15 protein-coding genes are annotated in these 16,176 nt (G+C 53.6%); 11 read left to right on the top strand and 4 right to left on the bottom strand.

What is annotated here, in order from left to right:
• The first annotated feature begins 49 nt into the window (after positions 1–49).
• The 6 genes from pspB (at position 50) to tyrR (ending at position 5,047) form a co-directional block, all read left to right on the top strand.
• On the top strand, positions 50–271 hold the full coding sequence (pspB, locus tag DK872_RS15010; protein WP_007371959.1) for an envelope stress response membrane protein PspB: 222 nt from the start codon (positions 50–52) through the stop codon (positions 269–271).
• Positions 271–630, top strand: coding sequence for an envelope stress response membrane protein PspC (gene pspC, locus DK872_RS15005; protein WP_007371960.1), 360 nt, complete (start codon positions 271–273; stop codon positions 628–630). Before pspB ends, pspC begins: the two co-directional genes overlap by 1 nt.
• 10 nt (positions 631–640) lie before the next feature.
• On the top strand, positions 641–877 hold the full coding sequence (gene pspD / locus DK872_RS15000) for a phage shock protein PspD (RefSeq protein ID WP_007371961.1): 237 nt from the start codon (positions 641–643) through the stop codon (positions 875–877).
• 40 nt (positions 878–917) lie between these two features.
• Entirely contained in the window at positions 918–2,315 is a 1,398-nt protein-coding gene (locus DK872_RS14995; protein ID WP_035885809.1) for a YcjX family protein, read from the top strand.
• Positions 2,312–3,361, top strand: coding sequence for a YcjF family protein (locus DK872_RS14990; protein WP_161518498.1), 1,050 nt, complete (start codon positions 2,312–2,314; stop codon positions 3,359–3,361). Before DK872_RS14995 ends, DK872_RS14990 begins: the two co-directional genes overlap by 4 nt.
• A gap of 144 nt (positions 3,362–3,505) precedes the next feature.
• Entirely contained in the window at positions 3,506–5,047 is a 1,542-nt protein-coding gene (tyrR, locus tag DK872_RS14985; protein WP_035885556.1) for a transcriptional regulator TyrR, read from the top strand.
• Between the two features lie 36 nt (positions 5,048–5,083).
• Here tyrR and tpx read toward each other — a convergent pair whose 3' ends face one another.
• On the bottom strand, positions 5,084–5,590 hold the full coding sequence (gene tpx, locus DK872_RS14980) for a thiol peroxidase (protein WP_007371965.1): 507 nt from the start codon (positions 5,588–5,590) through the stop codon (positions 5,084–5,086).
• Positions 5,591–5,706: 116 nt separating this feature from the next.
• On the opposite strand from tpx, the gene ycjG reads away from it, so the two are divergent.
• The gene (ycjG, locus tag DK872_RS14975; protein WP_007371966.1) at positions 5,707–6,672 is read left to right on the top strand and encodes an L-Ala-D/L-Glu epimerase; all 966 of its coding nucleotides are present in this window, start codon (positions 5,707–5,709) and stop codon (positions 6,670–6,672) included.
• Here ycjG and mpaA read toward each other — a convergent pair.
• Positions 6,663–7,376: a murein tripeptide amidase MpaA gene (gene mpaA, locus DK872_RS14970; RefSeq protein ID WP_007371967.1), complete on the bottom strand. Its 714-nt coding sequence runs from the start codon at positions 7,374–7,376 to the stop codon at positions 6,663–6,665. The two genes, ycjG and mpaA, sit on opposite strands and share 10 nt — an antisense overlap.
• Before the next feature lie 189 nt (positions 7,377–7,565).
• Here mpaA and DK872_RS14965 point away from each other — a divergent pair, with 189 nt between their 5' ends.
• Entirely contained in the window at positions 7,566–9,182 is a 1,617-nt protein-coding gene (locus DK872_RS14965; RefSeq protein ID WP_161518497.1) for an ABC transporter substrate-binding protein, read from the top strand.
• Between the two features lie 428 nt (positions 9,183–9,610).
• Positions 9,611–9,799, top strand: coding sequence for a YdiH family protein (locus DK872_RS14960; protein ID WP_007371969.1), 189 nt, complete (start codon positions 9,611–9,613; stop codon positions 9,797–9,799).
• 52 nt (positions 9,800–9,851) lie between these two features.
• Here the strand turns inward: DK872_RS14960 and DK872_RS14955 are convergent, their stop codons facing one another.
• The gene (locus tag DK872_RS14955; protein ID WP_007371970.1) at positions 9,852–11,075 is read right to left on the bottom strand and encodes a sensor domain-containing diguanylate cyclase; all 1,224 of its coding nucleotides are present in this window, start codon (positions 11,073–11,075) and stop codon (positions 9,852–9,854) included.
• Between the two features lie 96 nt (positions 11,076–11,171).
• Positions 11,172–13,307, bottom strand: a complete 2,136-nt coding sequence (locus tag DK872_RS14950; RefSeq protein ID WP_035885564.1) for a bifunctional diguanylate cyclase/phosphodiesterase — start codon at positions 13,305–13,307, stop codon at positions 11,172–11,174.
• 454 nt (positions 13,308–13,761) lie between these two features.
• On the opposite strand from DK872_RS14950, the gene DK872_RS14945 reads away from it, so the two are divergent.
• Both DK872_RS14945 and zntB read left to right on the top strand, forming a co-directional pair.
• On the top strand, positions 13,762–14,952 hold the full coding sequence (locus DK872_RS14945) for a methyl-accepting chemotaxis protein (protein WP_161518540.1): 1,191 nt from the start codon (positions 13,762–13,764) through the stop codon (positions 14,950–14,952).
• Between the two features lie 147 nt (positions 14,953–15,099).
• Positions 15,100–16,083, top strand: a complete 984-nt coding sequence (gene zntB, locus DK872_RS14940) for a zinc transporter ZntB (RefSeq protein WP_007371974.1) — start codon at positions 15,100–15,102, stop codon at positions 16,081–16,083.
• Positions 16,084–16,176: the final 93 nt, after the last annotated feature.

Raw genomic sequence — 16,176 nt, 5'->3', positions numbered from 1 at the left:
AATAAGGCGGTATCAGAAGATGCCGCCTCACTTGCTGTAAGGAGTACACATGAGCACGCTTTTTCTGGCTATACCCCTGACGCTATTCATCCTGTTTGTTCTGCCCGTCTGGTTATGGCTGCATTACAACAATCGCCAGCGCGGCGATCTGAATCAGAACGAGCAGCAGCGGCTCCAGCAACTTTCCGCCGATGCTGCTCGGATGCGCGAACGTATTCAGGCGCTGGAAGATATTCTTGATGCTGAGCATCCGAACTGGAGGGATCGCTGATGGCAACGTTAGATCTGAATAAGAAATTATGGCGTATCCCGCAGCGCGGCAAACTGGGCGGCGTCTGCGCCGGTATTGCGCAGTATCTGGATATCAAAGTCAAAGTGGTGCGTATTCTGGCGATCCTGGCAATGTTTTTCGGCCTGTTTTTCTTTGTCGTCGCCGCCTATATCGTGCTGTTTTTTGTCCTCGATCCGCTGCCGGATAATTACGCGGAAGGGGAAAGCGTTCCCTCCAGCAGCGAATTGCTCGATATCGTCGATGCGCAGTTGGCTGAAGGGGAACATCGCCTGCGCCAGATGGAACGCTATGTCACTTCCGACAGCTTCTCGCTGCGCAGCCGTTTCCGTCAGCTTTAAGAGGTAAATCATGAATCGTCACTGGCAACAGGCACGGCAGCATGTCAAACCGGGGTTAAAATTCGCCGGTAAGCTGGTTTTGCTCACCGCGCTGCGTTATGGCCCGGCGGGCGTCGCCGGTTGGGCGGTTAAATCCGTGGCCCGCCGTCCGGCCAGAGTACTGCTGGCATTTGCACTGGAACCGTTACTGAAGCGTGCAGCAGATAAATTTTCTCGCCGCTTTATGGCCGAGAGGCATGTAAAATAAGTGATTTACGGCTTCACCCTAAGGGCAATGCAGCATGGCGATGGACCGATTTAAGAACGAACTGAATGCGCTGGTGAACCGCGGCATGGACAGGCATTTACGCCTCGCGGTCACCGGCCTGAGCCGCAGTGGAAAAACCGCGTTTATCACGGCGCTGGTCAATCAACTTCTTACCCTGCATGCTGGCGCGCGATTGCCGTTGCTGAGCGCCGTGCGCGAAGAGCGGTTACTGGGTGTGAAACGCGTTCCCCAGCGCGATTTTGGCATTCCCCGTTTCACCTACGATGAAGGGCTGGCCCAGCTTTATGGAACGCCGCCCGCCTGGCCGACGCCAACGCGCGGCGTCAGTGAAATTCGTCTGGCGCTGCGTTTCCGCTCGAATGATTCGCTGCTGCGCCATTTCAAAGAGACCTCCACGCTCTATCTGGAGATTGTCGATTATCCCGGCGAGTGGCTGCTGGATTTACCAATGCTGGCGCAGGACTACCTGAGCTGGTCGCGGCAGATGACCGGGCTTTTGCAAGGGCAACGCCAGGCGTGGTCGCAAAAATGGCGCGTGTTGTGCGCCGATCTCGATCCGCTTGCGCCAGCCGATGAGAACCGTCTGGCGGAAATTGCTGCCGCGTGGACAGACTACCTGCATCAGTGCAAACGTGAAGGCCTGCACTTTATTCAGCCTGGGCGCTTTGTGCTGCCGGGTGATATGGCGGGTGCGCCCGCGCTGCAATTTTTCCCGTGGCCGGATGTCGATAGCGGCGGCGAGACGAAACTGGCGCAGGCCGATAAACACACCAATGCCGGGATGCTGCGCGAGCGCTACAACTATTACTGCGAACATGTGGTGAAGGGCTTCTACAAACATCACTTTTTGAAGTTCGATCGCCAGATTGTGCTGGTGGATTGTCTGCAACCGCTGAACAACGGTCCGCAGGCGTTCAATGATATGCGGCTGGCACTGACCCAACTGATGCAAAGTTTCCATTATGGTCAGCGCACGTTGTTTCGGCGTCTGTTTTCGCCAGTGATCGATAAATTGCTGTTTGCCGCCACCAAAGCCGATCATGTGACGCTCGATCAGCACGCCAATATGGTGTCGTTGCTGCAACAACTCATCCAGGATGCCTGGCAGAATGCGGCCTTTGAAGGTATTAGCATGGATTGCATGGGGCTGGCCTCGGTACAGGCGACGCAGAGCGGCATCATTGAGGTGAATGGCGAGAAAATCCCGGCCTTGCGCGGGCATCGTCTGAGTGACGGTACGCCATTGACCTTTTATCCGGGTGAAGTGCCCGCGCGTCTGCCGGGGCAGGCGTTCTGGGATAAACAGGGTTTCAGCTTTGAAGCTTTTCGCCCACAGGCGATGGATGTGGATACGCCGCTACCGCATATCCGCCTCGATGCCGCGCTGGAGTTTTTAATTGGAGATAAATTGCGATGAGCGAGCCGCTAAAACCAAGAATCGATTTCGCCGGGCCGCTGGATGCGGAAACCGACGCGCAGTTTAAAGGCGCGCAAACTTTTGACGCACAGCAGGCGGAGAAATTCTCGCCGCTCGTCACTGACAATTTGCCAACCGACGGGCAGGCGGAAGCCGTAGTGGAATCCGCGCTGCGTCCGAAGCGCAGTCTGTGGCGCAAAATGGTTAGCGCCGGGCTGGCGCTGTTTGGCGTGAGCGTTATCGGTCAGGGTGTGCAGTGGACGATGAACGCCTGGCAGACCCAGGACTGGGTCGCGCTCGGTGGCTGTGCGGCCGGCGCGTTGATCATCGGCGCTGGCGTCGGTTCGGTCGCCAGCGAATGGCGGCGGCTCTGGCGTTTGCGGCAGCGAGCGCAGGAGCGTGATGAAGCCCGTGATTTGCTGCACAGCCATGGTACTGGCAAAGGCCGCGCGTTTTGCGAAAAGCTGGCGCAGCAGGCAGGCATCGATCATGCACACCCGGCAATGCAGCGCTGGTATGCAGCCATTCACGAAACGCAAAGCGATCGTGAAATTGTCAGCCTCTACGCTCACCTGGTGCAGCCGGTGCTGGATGCGCAGGCGCGGCGTGAAATCAGCCGTTCGGCGGCCGAATCCACATTAATGATCGCAGTCAGTCCGCTGGCGCTGGTGGATATGGCGTTTATCGCCTGGCGCAACCTGCGGCTGATCAATCGTATCGCCACGCTTTATGGTATTGAACTGGGCTATTACAGCCGCTTGCGATTATTCCGCCTGGTCTTGCTGAATATTGCCTTTGCTGGTGCCAGTGAACTGGTGCGCGAAGTGGGAATGGACTGGGTATCGCAGGATCTCGCTGCGCGGCTTTCTGCTCGCGCCGCACAGGGAATTGGCGCCGGGTTGCTGACGGCGCGTCTGGGAATTAAGGCCATGGAATTGTGCCGCCCTTTGCCGTGGCTGGATGATGATAAACCCCGACTCGGCGATTTCCGTCGCCAGCTGATTGGTCAGCTTAAAGAGAGCCTGCAAAAGCGGCCGGCGGAGTAACAACGGCACTGCGCGCTTATCTTTACAGCGCTATGCCGCTTTTTCCGGCAGGCTGTCAATATTTGTTGACAGACATCTTCCTGCCAGCCGGGAAGTGGCTTATCATCCTTTTATTACGTGAATGAAAAAAGGGTGGTTATTCCCATGCGTCTTGAAGTTTTTTGCGAGGATCGTCTTGGTCTGACACGTGAATTGCTCGATTTACTGGTGCTGCGCGGCATTGATTTGCGCGGCATCGAAATTGATCCAGTCGGGCGTATTTACCTCAATTTCGCCGCGCTTCAGTTCGATACATTCAGTAGCCTGATGGCTGAAATTCGCCGCATTCCCGGCGTTACCGACGTTCGCACCGTATCGTGGATGCCGTCTGAGCGCGAGCACCGCGCCCTGAGTGCGCTGCTGGAAGCGCTGCCTGAGCCGGTACTGTCGCTGGACATGAAAAGTAAAATTGAGCTGGCAAACCCGGCCAGTTGCCAGCTTTTCACGCAGGATATCGACAAATTACGCAACCACAATGCCGCACAACTGATCCCCGGTTTTAACTTCCAGCGCTGGCTGGAGGGGAACCCGCATAACTCCCATAGCGAACATGTGGTGATCGGCGGACAAAACTTCCTGATGGAAATTACCCCGGTGCACCTGGAAGGGGAAACCGGCGAACCGATGCTGACAGGCGCCGTTGTTATGCTGCGTTCCACCGTGCGCATGGGACGGCAGTTACAGAATATCAGCCCGCAGGATATCAGCGCCTTCAGCCAGATTGTCGCTGCCAGCCAGAAGATGAAGCATGTGGTCGAGCAAGCGCGCAAACTGGCGACGCTGACCGCACCGCTGTTGATTACCGGCGATACCGGTACAGGAAAAGATCTGCTAGCGCATGCCTGCCACCTCGCCAGCCCGCGAGCGGCGAAGCCGTATCTGGCGCTGAACTGCGCCTCGATCCCGGAAGAATCGGTCGAGAGCGAACTTTTCGGTCATGCGCCGGAAGGGAAAAAAGGGTTTTTTGAACAGGCTAACGGCGGCTCGGTGCTGCTGGATGAAATTGGCGAAATGTCGCCGCGTATGCAGGTCAAACTGCTGCGTTTCCTCAACGACGGGACTTTCCGCCGCGTTGGCGAAGATCATGAAGTGCATGTTGATGTCAGAGTGATTTGCGCCACGCAACGTAACCTGGTGGAGCTGGTACAGAAGGGGCTGTTTCGCGAGGATCTCTATTATCGTCTGAATGTCCTGACGCTGAATTTGCCGCCGCTGCGCGAACGTCCGCAGGACATCATGCCGCTGACGGAACTGTTTGTTGCCCGTTTCGCCGATGAGCAGGGCGTACCACGGCCAAAATTATCGCAGGATCTGCCGCCGTTGCTGAACCGCTATAGCTGGCCGGGCAACGTCCGTCAGCTGAAAAACGCCATTTACCGGGCGTTAACGCAACTGGAAGGTTATGAACTGCGCGCGCAGGATATTTTGTTGCCGGATTACGACGCAGCTACTGTTGCAGTGGGTGAAGATGCAATGGAAGGTTCACTGGATGAGATCACCAGCCGGTTTGAACGTTCGGTGCTGACCCAGCTTTATCGCAACTATCCCAGTACGCGTAAACTGGCGCGCAGGCTTGGCGTATCGCACACGGCGATTGCCAATAAGTTGCGGGAATATGGTTTAAGCCAGAAGAAAAGCGAAGAGTAAAGAAAACCCGGCAGCGTTCGCTGCCGGGCTGAAATATCAGGCTTTCAGCACGTCAAGTGCCGCAGTGTAATCCGGCTCAGTAGTAATTTCATTGACCAACTGGCTGAAAATAACCTTATCGTTTTCATCAAGTACCACGACAGCGCGTGCCGCCAGGCCTTTCAGTGCGCCTTCAGAAATGCTCACGCCGTAGTTTTCCAGGAAATCAGCGCTGCGCAGCGTTGACAGTGTAATCACATTGCTCAGGCCTTCCGCGCCGCAGAAGCGGGATTGCGCAAACGGCAGATCGGCAGAAATGCACAGTACCACTGTGTTGCTAATTTCAGTGGCTAACTGGTTGAATTTGCGGACAGAAGCTGCGCAAACACCGGTATCAATACTCGGGAAAATGTTCAGTACTTTGCGTTTGCCCGCGAACTGCGCGAGAGAGACGTCAGACAGGTCTTTAGCCACAAGCGTAAACGGTTTGGCTTGTGCGCCAACCTGCGGGATTGCGCCTGCAACGGGAACCGGGTTGCCCTGAAAATGAACGAGTTGTGACATAATATCTTCCTGTTTACATATAGTTAACGTCGGGGCTAGTGTATGCCATCCGCCGAGACCACGGCAAACCAATTTTCATATCTATACTGGTTTACATTGCGGCAGAGGAGAGAGGAATGCGCAACGTTAAAGTTTATGAGGAAACCTGGCCGCTGCACACTCCGTTCGTGATCTCGCGCGGCGCCCGCAGCGAAGCGCGCGTGGTGGTGGTTGAACTGGAAGAAGATGGCATTAAAGCCTCCGGTGAATGTACGCCTTATCCGCGTTACGGTGAGAGCGAAGCGTCAGTCATGGCGCAGATACTGACCATTGTGCCGCAACTGGAAACCCGGCTCAGCCGCGAGGAGTTGCAAACGCTCTTGCCGCCCGGCGCTGCGCGAAATGCCGTGGATTCTGCACTCTGGGACCTGGCGGCGCGCAAAGCAAACCAGACCCTGACACACTATGCAGGCGTTACATTGCCGCAAAATGTCATCACGGCGCAGACCGTGGTGATCGGCACGCCGGAGCAGATGGCGGCCAGCGCGGCGGCGCTCAGCGAGAAGGGCGCTCAGTTACTGAAAGTGAAGCTTGACGATCACTTGATCAGTGAGCGGCTGGTGGCGATCCGCGCCGCAGCGCCCGAAGCGACACTGATTGTCGATGCCAATGAGTCGTGGCATGCCGAAGGCCTTGCGGCGCGTTGCCAGCTGCTGGCGGATTTAGGTGTGGCGATGCTGGAACAACCGCTTCCGGCCGGGAACGACGAGATGCTGGCCAACTTTATCCACCCGTTGCCCATTTGCGCTGATGAGAGTTGCCATACGCGGGAAAGCCTGGCGTCCTTGCACGGGCGTTACGAGATGGTCAACATCAAGCTCGATAAAACCGGCGGTCTGACGGAAGCGCTGGCGCTGGCCGACGAGGCCGCAAAGCAGGGTTTTGCGCTGATGCTGGGCTGCATGATCTGCACGTCGCGCGCCATCAGCGCGGCATTACCGCTGGCAAACCGTGTGCGCTTCGCCGATCTGGATGGCCCGACGTGGCTGGCGGTGGACGTCGAACCGGCGCTGCACTTTACTACCGGCACGCTTCATCTTTGAGGATCCCAGTGCAGTAATTCTGTCACTGCCGCGAGGTATTTTTCGCTCGCTTCGTCGGCGGAGATCGGCGGAAACTCAACGGTGATGCAGTGCAGACCGATATCCGCGCACCAGCTTCCAAAAGAGCCGGGTGTTTCGTAACCAACACTGGTGACCAGCGGCAGGGAGAGCTGGCTGGACAACCATTGGCCAAGCACACTTTCCTGCGGATCTTCCACACATGCCAGCGGATCATGGAACGTCACCACCCATGCCGGGTGAATGCGATGAATCAACTGGCACAGCGCTTGCGTTTCCGGTTCAGAACCGGGCGCGTCACCGGTCAGCAACACCACATCCCGTTCATCCGCGGCGCTGTTCCAGCGATAAACCGTTTCACCTGCTTTCCAGTTGGCGGCGGGGAAATTCCGGTTGAGATCGACGCCATTGGCGTTCGCGCGCAGGCCAAGCTGGCAACCGTCCGGATTGACCGCGAGGACCACATGATGATGGCGCAGATCGGACTTCAGCGTGCGCAGGGCGCAGGAAAGCGTGACGACCGAGGAGTTTTCGTCACCGTGAGTCCCGGCGATGATCAAACCGCTTTCGCGCGTGGCGACTGGTGCCGGGAACCAGATCAGCGGCGCGCCAAGCTGTGAGCGGCCAAACTCTTCGCTTCCGGGGGCAAAACGGCCCCGCTGCGGACGTGGTCGTGTGACAGGCATAAATTTCCTTTGTTCTGGCGTTTGCTTACAGCAAGTGTTGAGCAAAAATCGGTGTGACGCAAATCTTGCCATGGAGGTTAAATTACTGTCCATCATCAATTTTTTGACTGACCAGGTTTGCATTCCGGTATGTTAAAACAAATAATTACACTTCTATTGCCGGGAAATGACACATCAAAAGGGGATCCCATGACGCATCGAGTTTCCACGCTGTGCTGCGCGCTCTGGCTGTGCGGTTTTTCTTCTGTATCGTTTGCTGCTGATGTTCCTCCAGGTACGCAACTGGCGGCAACGCAGGAAGTTGTGCGTCATCTGAAAGATGAACCCGCCTCGCTGGATCCTGCGAAAGCCGTGGGTCTGCCGGAGATTCAGGTGCTGCGCGACCTGTTCGAAGGGCTGGTGAATCAGGACGAGAAGGGCAACATTATTCCCGGCGTCGCCAGCAAATGGCAGAGCAATGATAATCGCATCTGGATTTTTACCCTGCGTGACAATGCCCGCTGGTCTGATGGTTCGCCGGTAACCGCAGAGGATTTCGTTTATAGCTGGCAGCGTCTGGTGGATCCGAAAACGACCTCGCCTTTTGCCAGCTTTGCGGCGCTGGCGGGTCTGGCCAATGCGCAGGATATTACCGAGGGTAAAGCGACGCCGGATAAGCTCGGCGTCAGCGCGGTGGATGCGCGCACGTTGCGCGTGCAACTTTCCCGTCCCGTACCGTGGTTCCCGAGTCTTGCGGCCAGTTTCGCGCTCTACCCGGTACAAAAAGCGAATGTTGAAAGCGGCGCAGACTGGACGCGTCCGGGTCATCTGATCGGTAACGGCGCGTTTGTGCTGAGCGATCGTGTGGTGAACGAAAAGCTGGTGCTCAACCGCAACAAGCACTACTGGGATGACGGCAAAACCGTGATCGATAAGGTGACGTTTATGCCCATCAATCAGGAGTCCGCTGCCACCAAGCGTTACCTGGCGAATGGCGTCGACATTACCGAATCTTTCCCGAAAAACCTCTATCAGAAATTGTTGAAAGATATCCCGGGGCAGGTTTACACGCCGCCGCAACTGGGCACTTATTACTACGCATTTAATACGCAAAAAGGTCCAACGTCCGATCCCCGCGTGCGTCTGGCGCTGAGTATGACGATCGACCGTCGTGTGATCGCGCAAAAAGTGCTGGGCACTGGCGAGAAACCCGCATGGCGTTTAACGCCGGACGTGACGGCAGGTTTCACCCCGGAACGTTCACAATTTGAATCGATGAGTCAGGCAGAGCTGAACGCGCAGGCGAAAACGTTATTGCAGGCGGCAGGTTACGGCCCGCAGCGGCCGCTTAAACTCCGGTTGCTGTATAACAGTTCTGAAAGTCACCAGAAGATTGCTATCGCAGTGGCCTCAATGTGGCGACAGAGTCTGGGCGCGGATGTGACGCTGCAAAACCAGGAGTGGAAAACCTATATCGACAGCCGTAACAGCGGCAATTTTGATGTGATCCGCGCGTCATGGGTGGGGGATTACAACGAACCGTCCACGTTCCTGTCGATACTGACGTCGGGAAGCAGCAGCAATATTTCGCGTTTCAATGATGAAAGCTATGACAAAGTGATTGCACAGGCGGCGCAGGAAACCAGCGCCAAAGCGCGTAACGTGGACTACAACGCGGCGGAGCATCTTATTGCCGAAAAAGCGCCGATTGCGCCGATTTATCAGTACACCAATGGGCGCTTAATTAAGCCGTGGCTGAAGGGATACCCGATTAACAACCCGGAAGATGTGGCATACAGCCGCACGCTATACATTATTAAGCATTAATAAAAAAAATCCCCTTACGTCACGGGAAGTAAGGGGAAACTCATTGATTACGGAATGATTCCTGTCTTAGCAGGAGTGTTAAGAATTTTACTTAAGGAATGTGAAGGGACAATGGAGGAAATAAGGAGCGTTGCGGGAATGTGAATGACCGTTCTCGGGTACTGGCCAAAAAAAGCCCGCTACATTGAGCGGGCGAAAAATACTGGAAGCAATGTGAGCAATGTCGTACCGAATACCTGAGTGTTTAACTCAACTATTCAGTATTGAGAAAGATAATCTTTATCATTTAGTGGCGCAACCCCTTTTTTTGTAAGGTCGTTCGGAGCGGCATTTTCCGCGGATAAACCCAGCTCTTTTACGATTATGGTCAAAAAACAGACAGCATTCGGTGGTATAATAGAAGGGTGTTTACTACCTCAGAGGACGTTATGGAGACTGAATTAGACCCAACCCAACTGGCTATCGAATATCTGCGTCGCGATCGCAGTGCGATGACACCGGCCGAGTACCTCAAAAAACTCAAACGACTCCGGCTGGAGTTTGCGGATCTGCTGACCCTTTCGCATACAGAATTAAAAGAAGAGATCGATTTTGCCTGGCGGTTGGGCATTCATTAATGCCGCAATAACGCCGTAGCGCCCGAAAGCGGGCGCTTTTTTTTGCCTTCATTCAGGCTGCAAGTACTTGGTTACGACCGTTATTTTTTGCGCGATAAAGCGCTTCATCGACGCGACGGAACAGGGCATCGAGGCTTTCATTTTGCAAATGACGCGCGACGCCGATACTGACGGTAAAGTCAGGCAGACCGGGCGTGGCGATATTCACTACCGCCAGGCGGATGGCTTCCGCCACGTCCAGCGCGGTATCTATGCGGGTATGCGGCAACAACAGTAAAAATTCTTCGCCACCCCAGCGAAAGACATAATCACCACTGCGGCTGTTGGCTTCCAGCGTGCGTGCAAGTTCGATCAGCACTTCGTCCCCGCACTGATGACCGAATTGATCGTTAATATGTTTGAAATGATCTGCATCGACCAGCATGACGCAAAAATCGAGCACGGTCGGCAGAACATGCTCTGTCAGGTGATAAAACTGACGGCGGTTCAAAAGCCCGGTGAGGGCATCGCGGTGTGCAGCGTATTCCAGCTCCTGCTCAAGCCGCTTCTGTTCGGTAATATCATGAATAATGCATAACATCAGGCGTTCGCCGTATATCTCAATTGGCCCGGCGTAGGTTTGCACATGTCGCGTTGAGCCATCGGCCAACTGATGAATAAAATTGAGCGGCTTATGTCCACCAGGCAGCCTGGCGATTTCTGACATCACCGGCAAGACGCTGCGCCCCATGGTGTTAATTTCCCATGTGTGCTTCTGGCACATTTCTTCATGATCGTAACCATAAAAGCGCAGAGCAGCGAGATTGGCATCCACGATCAGGCCATCGCGGACGGGATCGATAAGCAGCATTGGGGCTGACGTGGTATAGAAAAAACGGGCGTAGAACCCTTGCTTACTCGGCCGGTAAGAGGAGGAGTGGTTGGCCTTGAGCGCGGCGGCTGCAGCGCCACCGGAAATGCCTTCGAAAATGAGCACTTCACCGACAGTTTCAAGTTCGCGCAGCACGGCGCGGCAACTGATCGTACACTCTTCACCGGAAGGGCAAATACTCCAGATTTCGACCACATCTTCGTGATTTTGCAGGCAGGGTAAATACATTGAGAGGCTGGTCTGCGCAATGGCAGAAAAGAGGCCACTGCGCATTTCACGCAATGAACGACCCGCCGCCAGCTTCTGCGCCTGTGTGTTAGAAAATAACAACGTTTCCGTGTCAGGGGCGACCACCCAAACCGGCGTGGAGAGGACATTCAGCGCATCCAGGTGATATTTAAGCATGGCTACTCCACTTATTGCGCAGGTTGCAATGTCGCCGCTGGCCAGATGTTGCGGCAATTTACTAACTTTATTGCAACACACATGAAATGTAGAGCCTTATGCAGGTTTTTTTTGTGACGGCTCTGAACATTCCAGTGACAACGCGAAAGGTTTATGTTTAAGCAACGCTGAAATCTTCTCGACGGGTTGTGGACGGGCAAACAGGAAACCTTGTAAAAAAGCACAGCCCATATTGGTGAGCAATGCATGTTGTTCTGCCGTTTCGATTCCTTCGGCGACCACACGCATATTCATCGAGTGGGCAATGTCGATTATCGTCGAGACAATTTTCACGTTGCGGCTATTTTCGCGAATATCTTTCACAAAACTTTTATCAATTTTGAGTTCAGTGGCAGGCAATTTTTTCAGCATCAGCATATTGGAATAACCGGTACCAAAATCATCAATCGCCACCGTGATCCCCAACTGCGCAAACTGGGTCAGCAGATGAACGCTACGCTCAAGGTTTTTCAGCGCGGTGTTCTCGGTGATTTCCAGTGTCAGGCGCGTCGGGTCGACACGGTAACGGGTCAAGGCATCAGTGACCTGTTCATAAATATCATGCTGTTCAAACTGGCTGGGCGAGAGGTTAATCGCCAATGTCAGGTGGGGAAAACCCTGGGTATTCCAGTAATGTAACTGGCGACAGGCAGATTCGATCACCCACTGACCAACAGAGAGAATCAGTCCGGTTTTTTCCAGCATCGGCAGAAACGTTGCCGGCAGCAAAACCCCCTGCTGCGGGTGACGCCAGCGCAGCAGGGCTTCAAATCCGGCAAGGGTTTGTTCGGGCGCGGTATATTGCGGCTGATACCAGAGTTCAAACTGATTACGCGTCAGCGCCTGCGACAAGTCCTGCAAGAACTGTGGCGCATCGGCGGTTTTCTGCGCCATTCCGGCGTGATAAATCGCCCAGCCATTGCGACCTTCCTGCTTCACGCTGTACATGGCGGTATCGGCTTTCAGCTTCAGCTCATGGGCGTTTTCACCGTGCTCCGGATAAAAACTCACCCCGGCGCTAAGCGATACATTGATGACATGGCTTAATTCATAAAAAGGGTGCTGAATGGTCGCGATCAGGCGGCGAATCAGGGCGTCAACTTCTTCCTCGCTGGTCTGCGGCACCAGCAGCGTAAATTCGTCACCACCGAGCCTGGCCAGCGACATTTTGTCATTAATACAGGCGGAAAGCCGTTCTGCCACCACGACCAGCAACCGGTCGCCAATATGGTGTCCCCAGGCATCATTCACCAGCTTGAAGCGATCCAGATCCATATAAATCAGCGCGAAGGTCGTCTGCTCTTCCGCTGCGCGATTCAGGCAGGAATCCAGCAAAATATCGAGCTGAATACGGTTTGCCAGCCCGGTGAGGGGATCATAATGCGCCTGTTTCTCCAGTTGCAGGTTTAGCTGACGCAGACTGTCGGTCAGGCGTGCTGTCCGCAATTGTGAATCGATCATCGAGATAAAAAGCATGATGCCAAAAATCACCAGCGTTGTAGTGGCGACCCACAGTGACAGTCCTTGCTCGCCGACGCCGCGGCTCATGATATGTATGGCATCGCTACGCACGATAATGCCGAGCCCATCATTACTGAAGGTCGCGGCGTTCATGCCGGTATAGTGCATGGCGCAAATGGCAATGCCCATCACCAGCGAGGCAAAAACGCGATTAATAAAGACGCCGTGCGTATTTTGCCGCAGGCTGAACGCCAGCCACAGCGCGACCCAGGCGCTGGCGATGGCAATCACGATCGACAGCGCCACCAGCGGGATATTCCAGTAAATGCTGACGAAGCTCATCATCGCTGCCATGCCGATATAATGCATCGACACCACGCCGCTGCCGAGGACAAGGGTGGCGAAAATCAGGCGCTTTATCGGCAAGGTATGGCTGCTGACGGCGATATTGAGCGACAGCGTGGAGGCCAGTAAAGCAATAACAAATGAGAGGATGGTTAATTCAAAATCATAATGCATCATTATCGGCATTTTCATCGCCAGCATACCGACAAAGTGCATTGACCAGATGCCCATGCCCAATGTGGCTCCACCAGAAATCCGCCAGAACAGGGCGCTACGAGGTTCTGAGTTCAGCACTTTACCTGCACTATCGAGTGCGACAAATGAGGCAATGAATGCCACCAAAAAAGAGATGCCGACCAGAATAGGGTCCCACGAAACATAAAGCATATGTCATCCACGCAGGCAAAAGAGTTGATATGTAATCTTGGCACTAATTTTAGCAACTAACCTGATGAATTTAATGGTTGCGCTGAGTTTATTATTGCGAGGACAAATTAATAAACATGGAGCATCTTTTATTTATCGACATTAACAACAGGAACTTAAAAAAAAGTGGATGATTTAAGCGAGGCTAAAACTAAATTAAGAAGGAAATATGCTGTGAGGCTCACTGAGTCAGGCTGTTTTTTATATGATATATTTTGATGTTGAATTCCGGGTTTATCGCATTATCTGGCGGTTTGTGTTGGGATGGTGGTTTATGTTCAGATGAATGGCCTGACTTAATCTGAATTGTAGTTACTTAACCGTGAACATTGCGCAGTATCAATTTAGCCGTGTAAAAGTATATTTCGAATGCTATAACGATCTTACCTTCTTCCGCAGTTTGGTGGGTATCACTATGTTAAGACATATTAGTGTAAGGACTTTTATTATTTTATTTTTGCTTTTCTCTTTTATTCTCATGGAAGTTTTGGTGATCATTCTCTCAAAAAATGCCACCCTGATTATGACTACCGCAGTTGTTTCCATTACTTCGCTGGCATTACTTTGGCTGTATATGACGCAATATTTAGTGACGCCGATTAATACTGTTAAAAAAAGTATAGAAGAGGTAACCTCAGGAAATCTTTCTATTGTTATTCCTGAATTTGGAAATAACTGCGCCGGTCGCTTAATACCCGGAATCAACTCACTTTCTGCCAGCATTGCTACCTTAGTCAGAGAAATTCGCTCCTCTTCGGATTCTGCCCTCAATCTTTCGGCTGAACTGGCCACGCGTAGCGCTGACCTCTCCGTTAAAACCGAGGAGCAATCTGCTGCACTGGTACAGACCGCCTCCAGCATGGAACAAATGGCTTCCAGCACCAAAAATAATGCCGACAATACGCGCATCGCCAGCACCCGCGCTAAAGATGCGACCAGATGTGCGTTAAAAGGTGGGGATTTAATGGGGCAGGTAGCGAAAAATATGCAGTCAATTACCGAATGCGCCAATCAGATGACGGAGATTATTTCGATTATTGACGGTATCGCTTTCCAGACCAATATTCTGGCGCTCAATGCGGCGGTAGAGGCAGCGCGAGCAGGCGATCACGGAAAGGGGTTCTCCGTAGTGGCCGGTGAGGTGCGTAGCCTTGCGCATCGCAGCGCTGAGGCGGCGAAAAATATCAAATCCCTGATTGCCGAAACGACAGATAACGTGACGCAGGGTGCGACAGTGGTGAACGAAGCAGAACAAAACATGCATGATATTGTTTCTGGCGCGAGCGTGGTCAGTAAGTTGATGGATGAAATTGCCGTCACGACGTTGCAACAGGAAAAAGGCATTTCGCAGATCACCCTGGCGTTAGCAGAGTTAGAAAAAGTGACACAGAGCAACGTCACCACGGTTGATGAACTTGCCAGTTCCTCTGACGTACTGAAACATCAGGTCGAGGAGTTACAAAAACGGACCGGTAAATTCCGTTTGATCGAGGGCGCTCCGGCAGCACGCGTGGCAGCGGAGACCGCGTTGCCGCCGGAAAAACAGCGCCAGCGCGTCAAAACGCCGGTTTTGCAGAATCAGGAAAATTACTGGCACTCCTTCTGAAGATCTCTGTACTGAACAACAAGGCCCGGGAAACCGGGTTTTTTATTTGCAGTTTGCGTGAATTTGTTAACAAATTCAGCGTGATGATTGCTTAAGATTCTCATCCGGCTAGACTGACAGCAATACCTTGCTGATTTTGGAGGCGCTGTGGAAGCATTAAAAGGCTCCGGGGTGAATGTCCCGGATGCGGTTTTTGCGTGGCGGCTGGATGGAAAAGGGGGCGTTAAGCCGCTCGAAGATGATGACATTATTACTGAACAAACACCGTGCTGGGTGCATCTGAATTATACCAATCAGGAGAGTGCACAGTGGCTGGCCTCAACGCCGTTGCTGCCGAACAGTGCGCGTGATGCGCTTTCCGGAGAAAGTACGCGTCCACGCGTTAACCGGCTGGGTGAGGGGACGCTCATTACGCTGCGCTGCATTAACGGCAGCACTGATGAACGACCCGACCAGCTCGTGGCCGTGCGGTTATACATGGATTCGCGGATGATTGTCTCCACGCGTCAGCGTAAAGTTATGGCGCTGGATGATGTGGTCAGGGATCTGGAAGAGGGGTCCGGCCCAACGGATAGTGGCGCCTGGCTGGTGGATGTTTGCGATGCGTTGACCGATCATGCCAGCGAATTTATTGAATCCTTGCACGACAGGATTATCGATCTGGAAGATAACCTGCTCGATCAGCAAATTCCGCCGCGGGGAATTCTGGCGTTGCTGCGCAAACAGTTAATTGTTATGCGCCGCTATATGGCGCCGCAGCGTGATGTCTTTTCACGGCTGGCCAGTGAACGTCTGGCGTGGATGAGTGACGATCAGCGCCGTCGGATGCAGGATATCGCCGATCGCCTCGGGCGTGGCCTGGATGAGATCGATGCCTGCATTGCACGTACGGCAGTGATGACGGATGAGATTACGCAGGTGATGCAGGAGTCGCTGGCGCGACGCACGTATACCATGTCGTTGATGGCAATGGTGTTTTTGCCGAGTACCTTTCTTACCGGCTTGTTTGGCGTCAATCTGGGCGGCATTCCGGGAGGCGGTTGGCAATTCGGCTTTTCGATCTTCTGCGTGATGTTGGTGGTACTGATCGGCGGTGTTACCTGGTGGTTGCATCGTAGTAACTGGCTGTAAAATTTCACTTTTTTAACATTTTTTGAACATAAAAACGCCAGATAGTTTGAGCGAGGTCAATAAATACAATACCTATTCAGGGCAATATTTCTC

It is taken from the genome of Kosakonia sp. MH5 (assembly GCF_009935945.1).
Lineage (GTDB): Bacteria > Pseudomonadota > Gammaproteobacteria > Enterobacterales > Enterobacteriaceae > Kosakonia > Kosakonia radicincitans.
This window is presented reverse-complemented; position numbering and strand designations above follow the sequence as displayed.

Excerpts from the sequence above, each read along its gene's own strand:
- pspB (WP_007371959.1), top strand. The coding sequence starts at position 50 with ATGAGCACGCTTTTTCTGGCTATACCCCTGACGCTATTCATCCTGTTT.
- pspC (WP_007371960.1), top strand. The coding sequence starts at position 271 with ATGGCAACGTTAGATCTGAATAAGAAATTATGGCGTATCCCGCAGCGC.
- pspD (WP_007371961.1), top strand. The coding sequence starts at position 641 with ATGAATCGTCACTGGCAACAGGCACGGCAGCATGTCAAACCGGGGTTA.
- DK872_RS14995 (WP_035885809.1), top strand. The coding sequence starts at position 918 with ATGGACCGATTTAAGAACGAACTGAATGCGCTGGTGAACCGCGGCATG.
- DK872_RS14990 (WP_161518498.1), top strand. The coding sequence starts at position 2,312 with ATGAGCGAGCCGCTAAAACCAAGAATCGATTTCGCCGGGCCGCTGGAT.
- tyrR (WP_035885556.1), top strand. The coding sequence starts at position 3,506 with ATGCGTCTTGAAGTTTTTTGCGAGGATCGTCTTGGTCTGACACGTGAA.
- tpx (WP_007371965.1), bottom strand. The coding sequence starts at position 5,590 with ATGTCACAACTCGTTCATTTTCAGGGCAACCCGGTTCCCGTTGCAGGC.
- ycjG (WP_007371966.1), top strand. The coding sequence starts at position 5,707 with ATGCGCAACGTTAAAGTTTATGAGGAAACCTGGCCGCTGCACACTCCG.
- mpaA (WP_007371967.1), bottom strand. The coding sequence starts at position 7,376 with ATGCCTGTCACACGACCACGTCCGCAGCGGGGCCGTTTTGCCCCCGGA.
- DK872_RS14965 (WP_161518497.1), top strand. The coding sequence starts at position 7,566 with ATGACGCATCGAGTTTCCACGCTGTGCTGCGCGCTCTGGCTGTGCGGT.
- DK872_RS14960 (WP_007371969.1), top strand. The coding sequence starts at position 9,611 with ATGGAGACTGAATTAGACCCAACCCAACTGGCTATCGAATATCTGCGT.
- DK872_RS14955 (WP_007371970.1), bottom strand. The coding sequence starts at position 11,075 with ATGCTTAAATATCACCTGGATGCGCTGAATGTCCTCTCCACGCCGGTT.
- DK872_RS14950 (WP_035885564.1), bottom strand. The coding sequence starts at position 13,307 with ATGCTTTATGTTTCGTGGGACCCTATTCTGGTCGGCATCTCTTTTTTG.
- DK872_RS14945 (WP_161518540.1), top strand. The coding sequence starts at position 13,762 with ATGTTAAGACATATTAGTGTAAGGACTTTTATTATTTTATTTTTGCTT.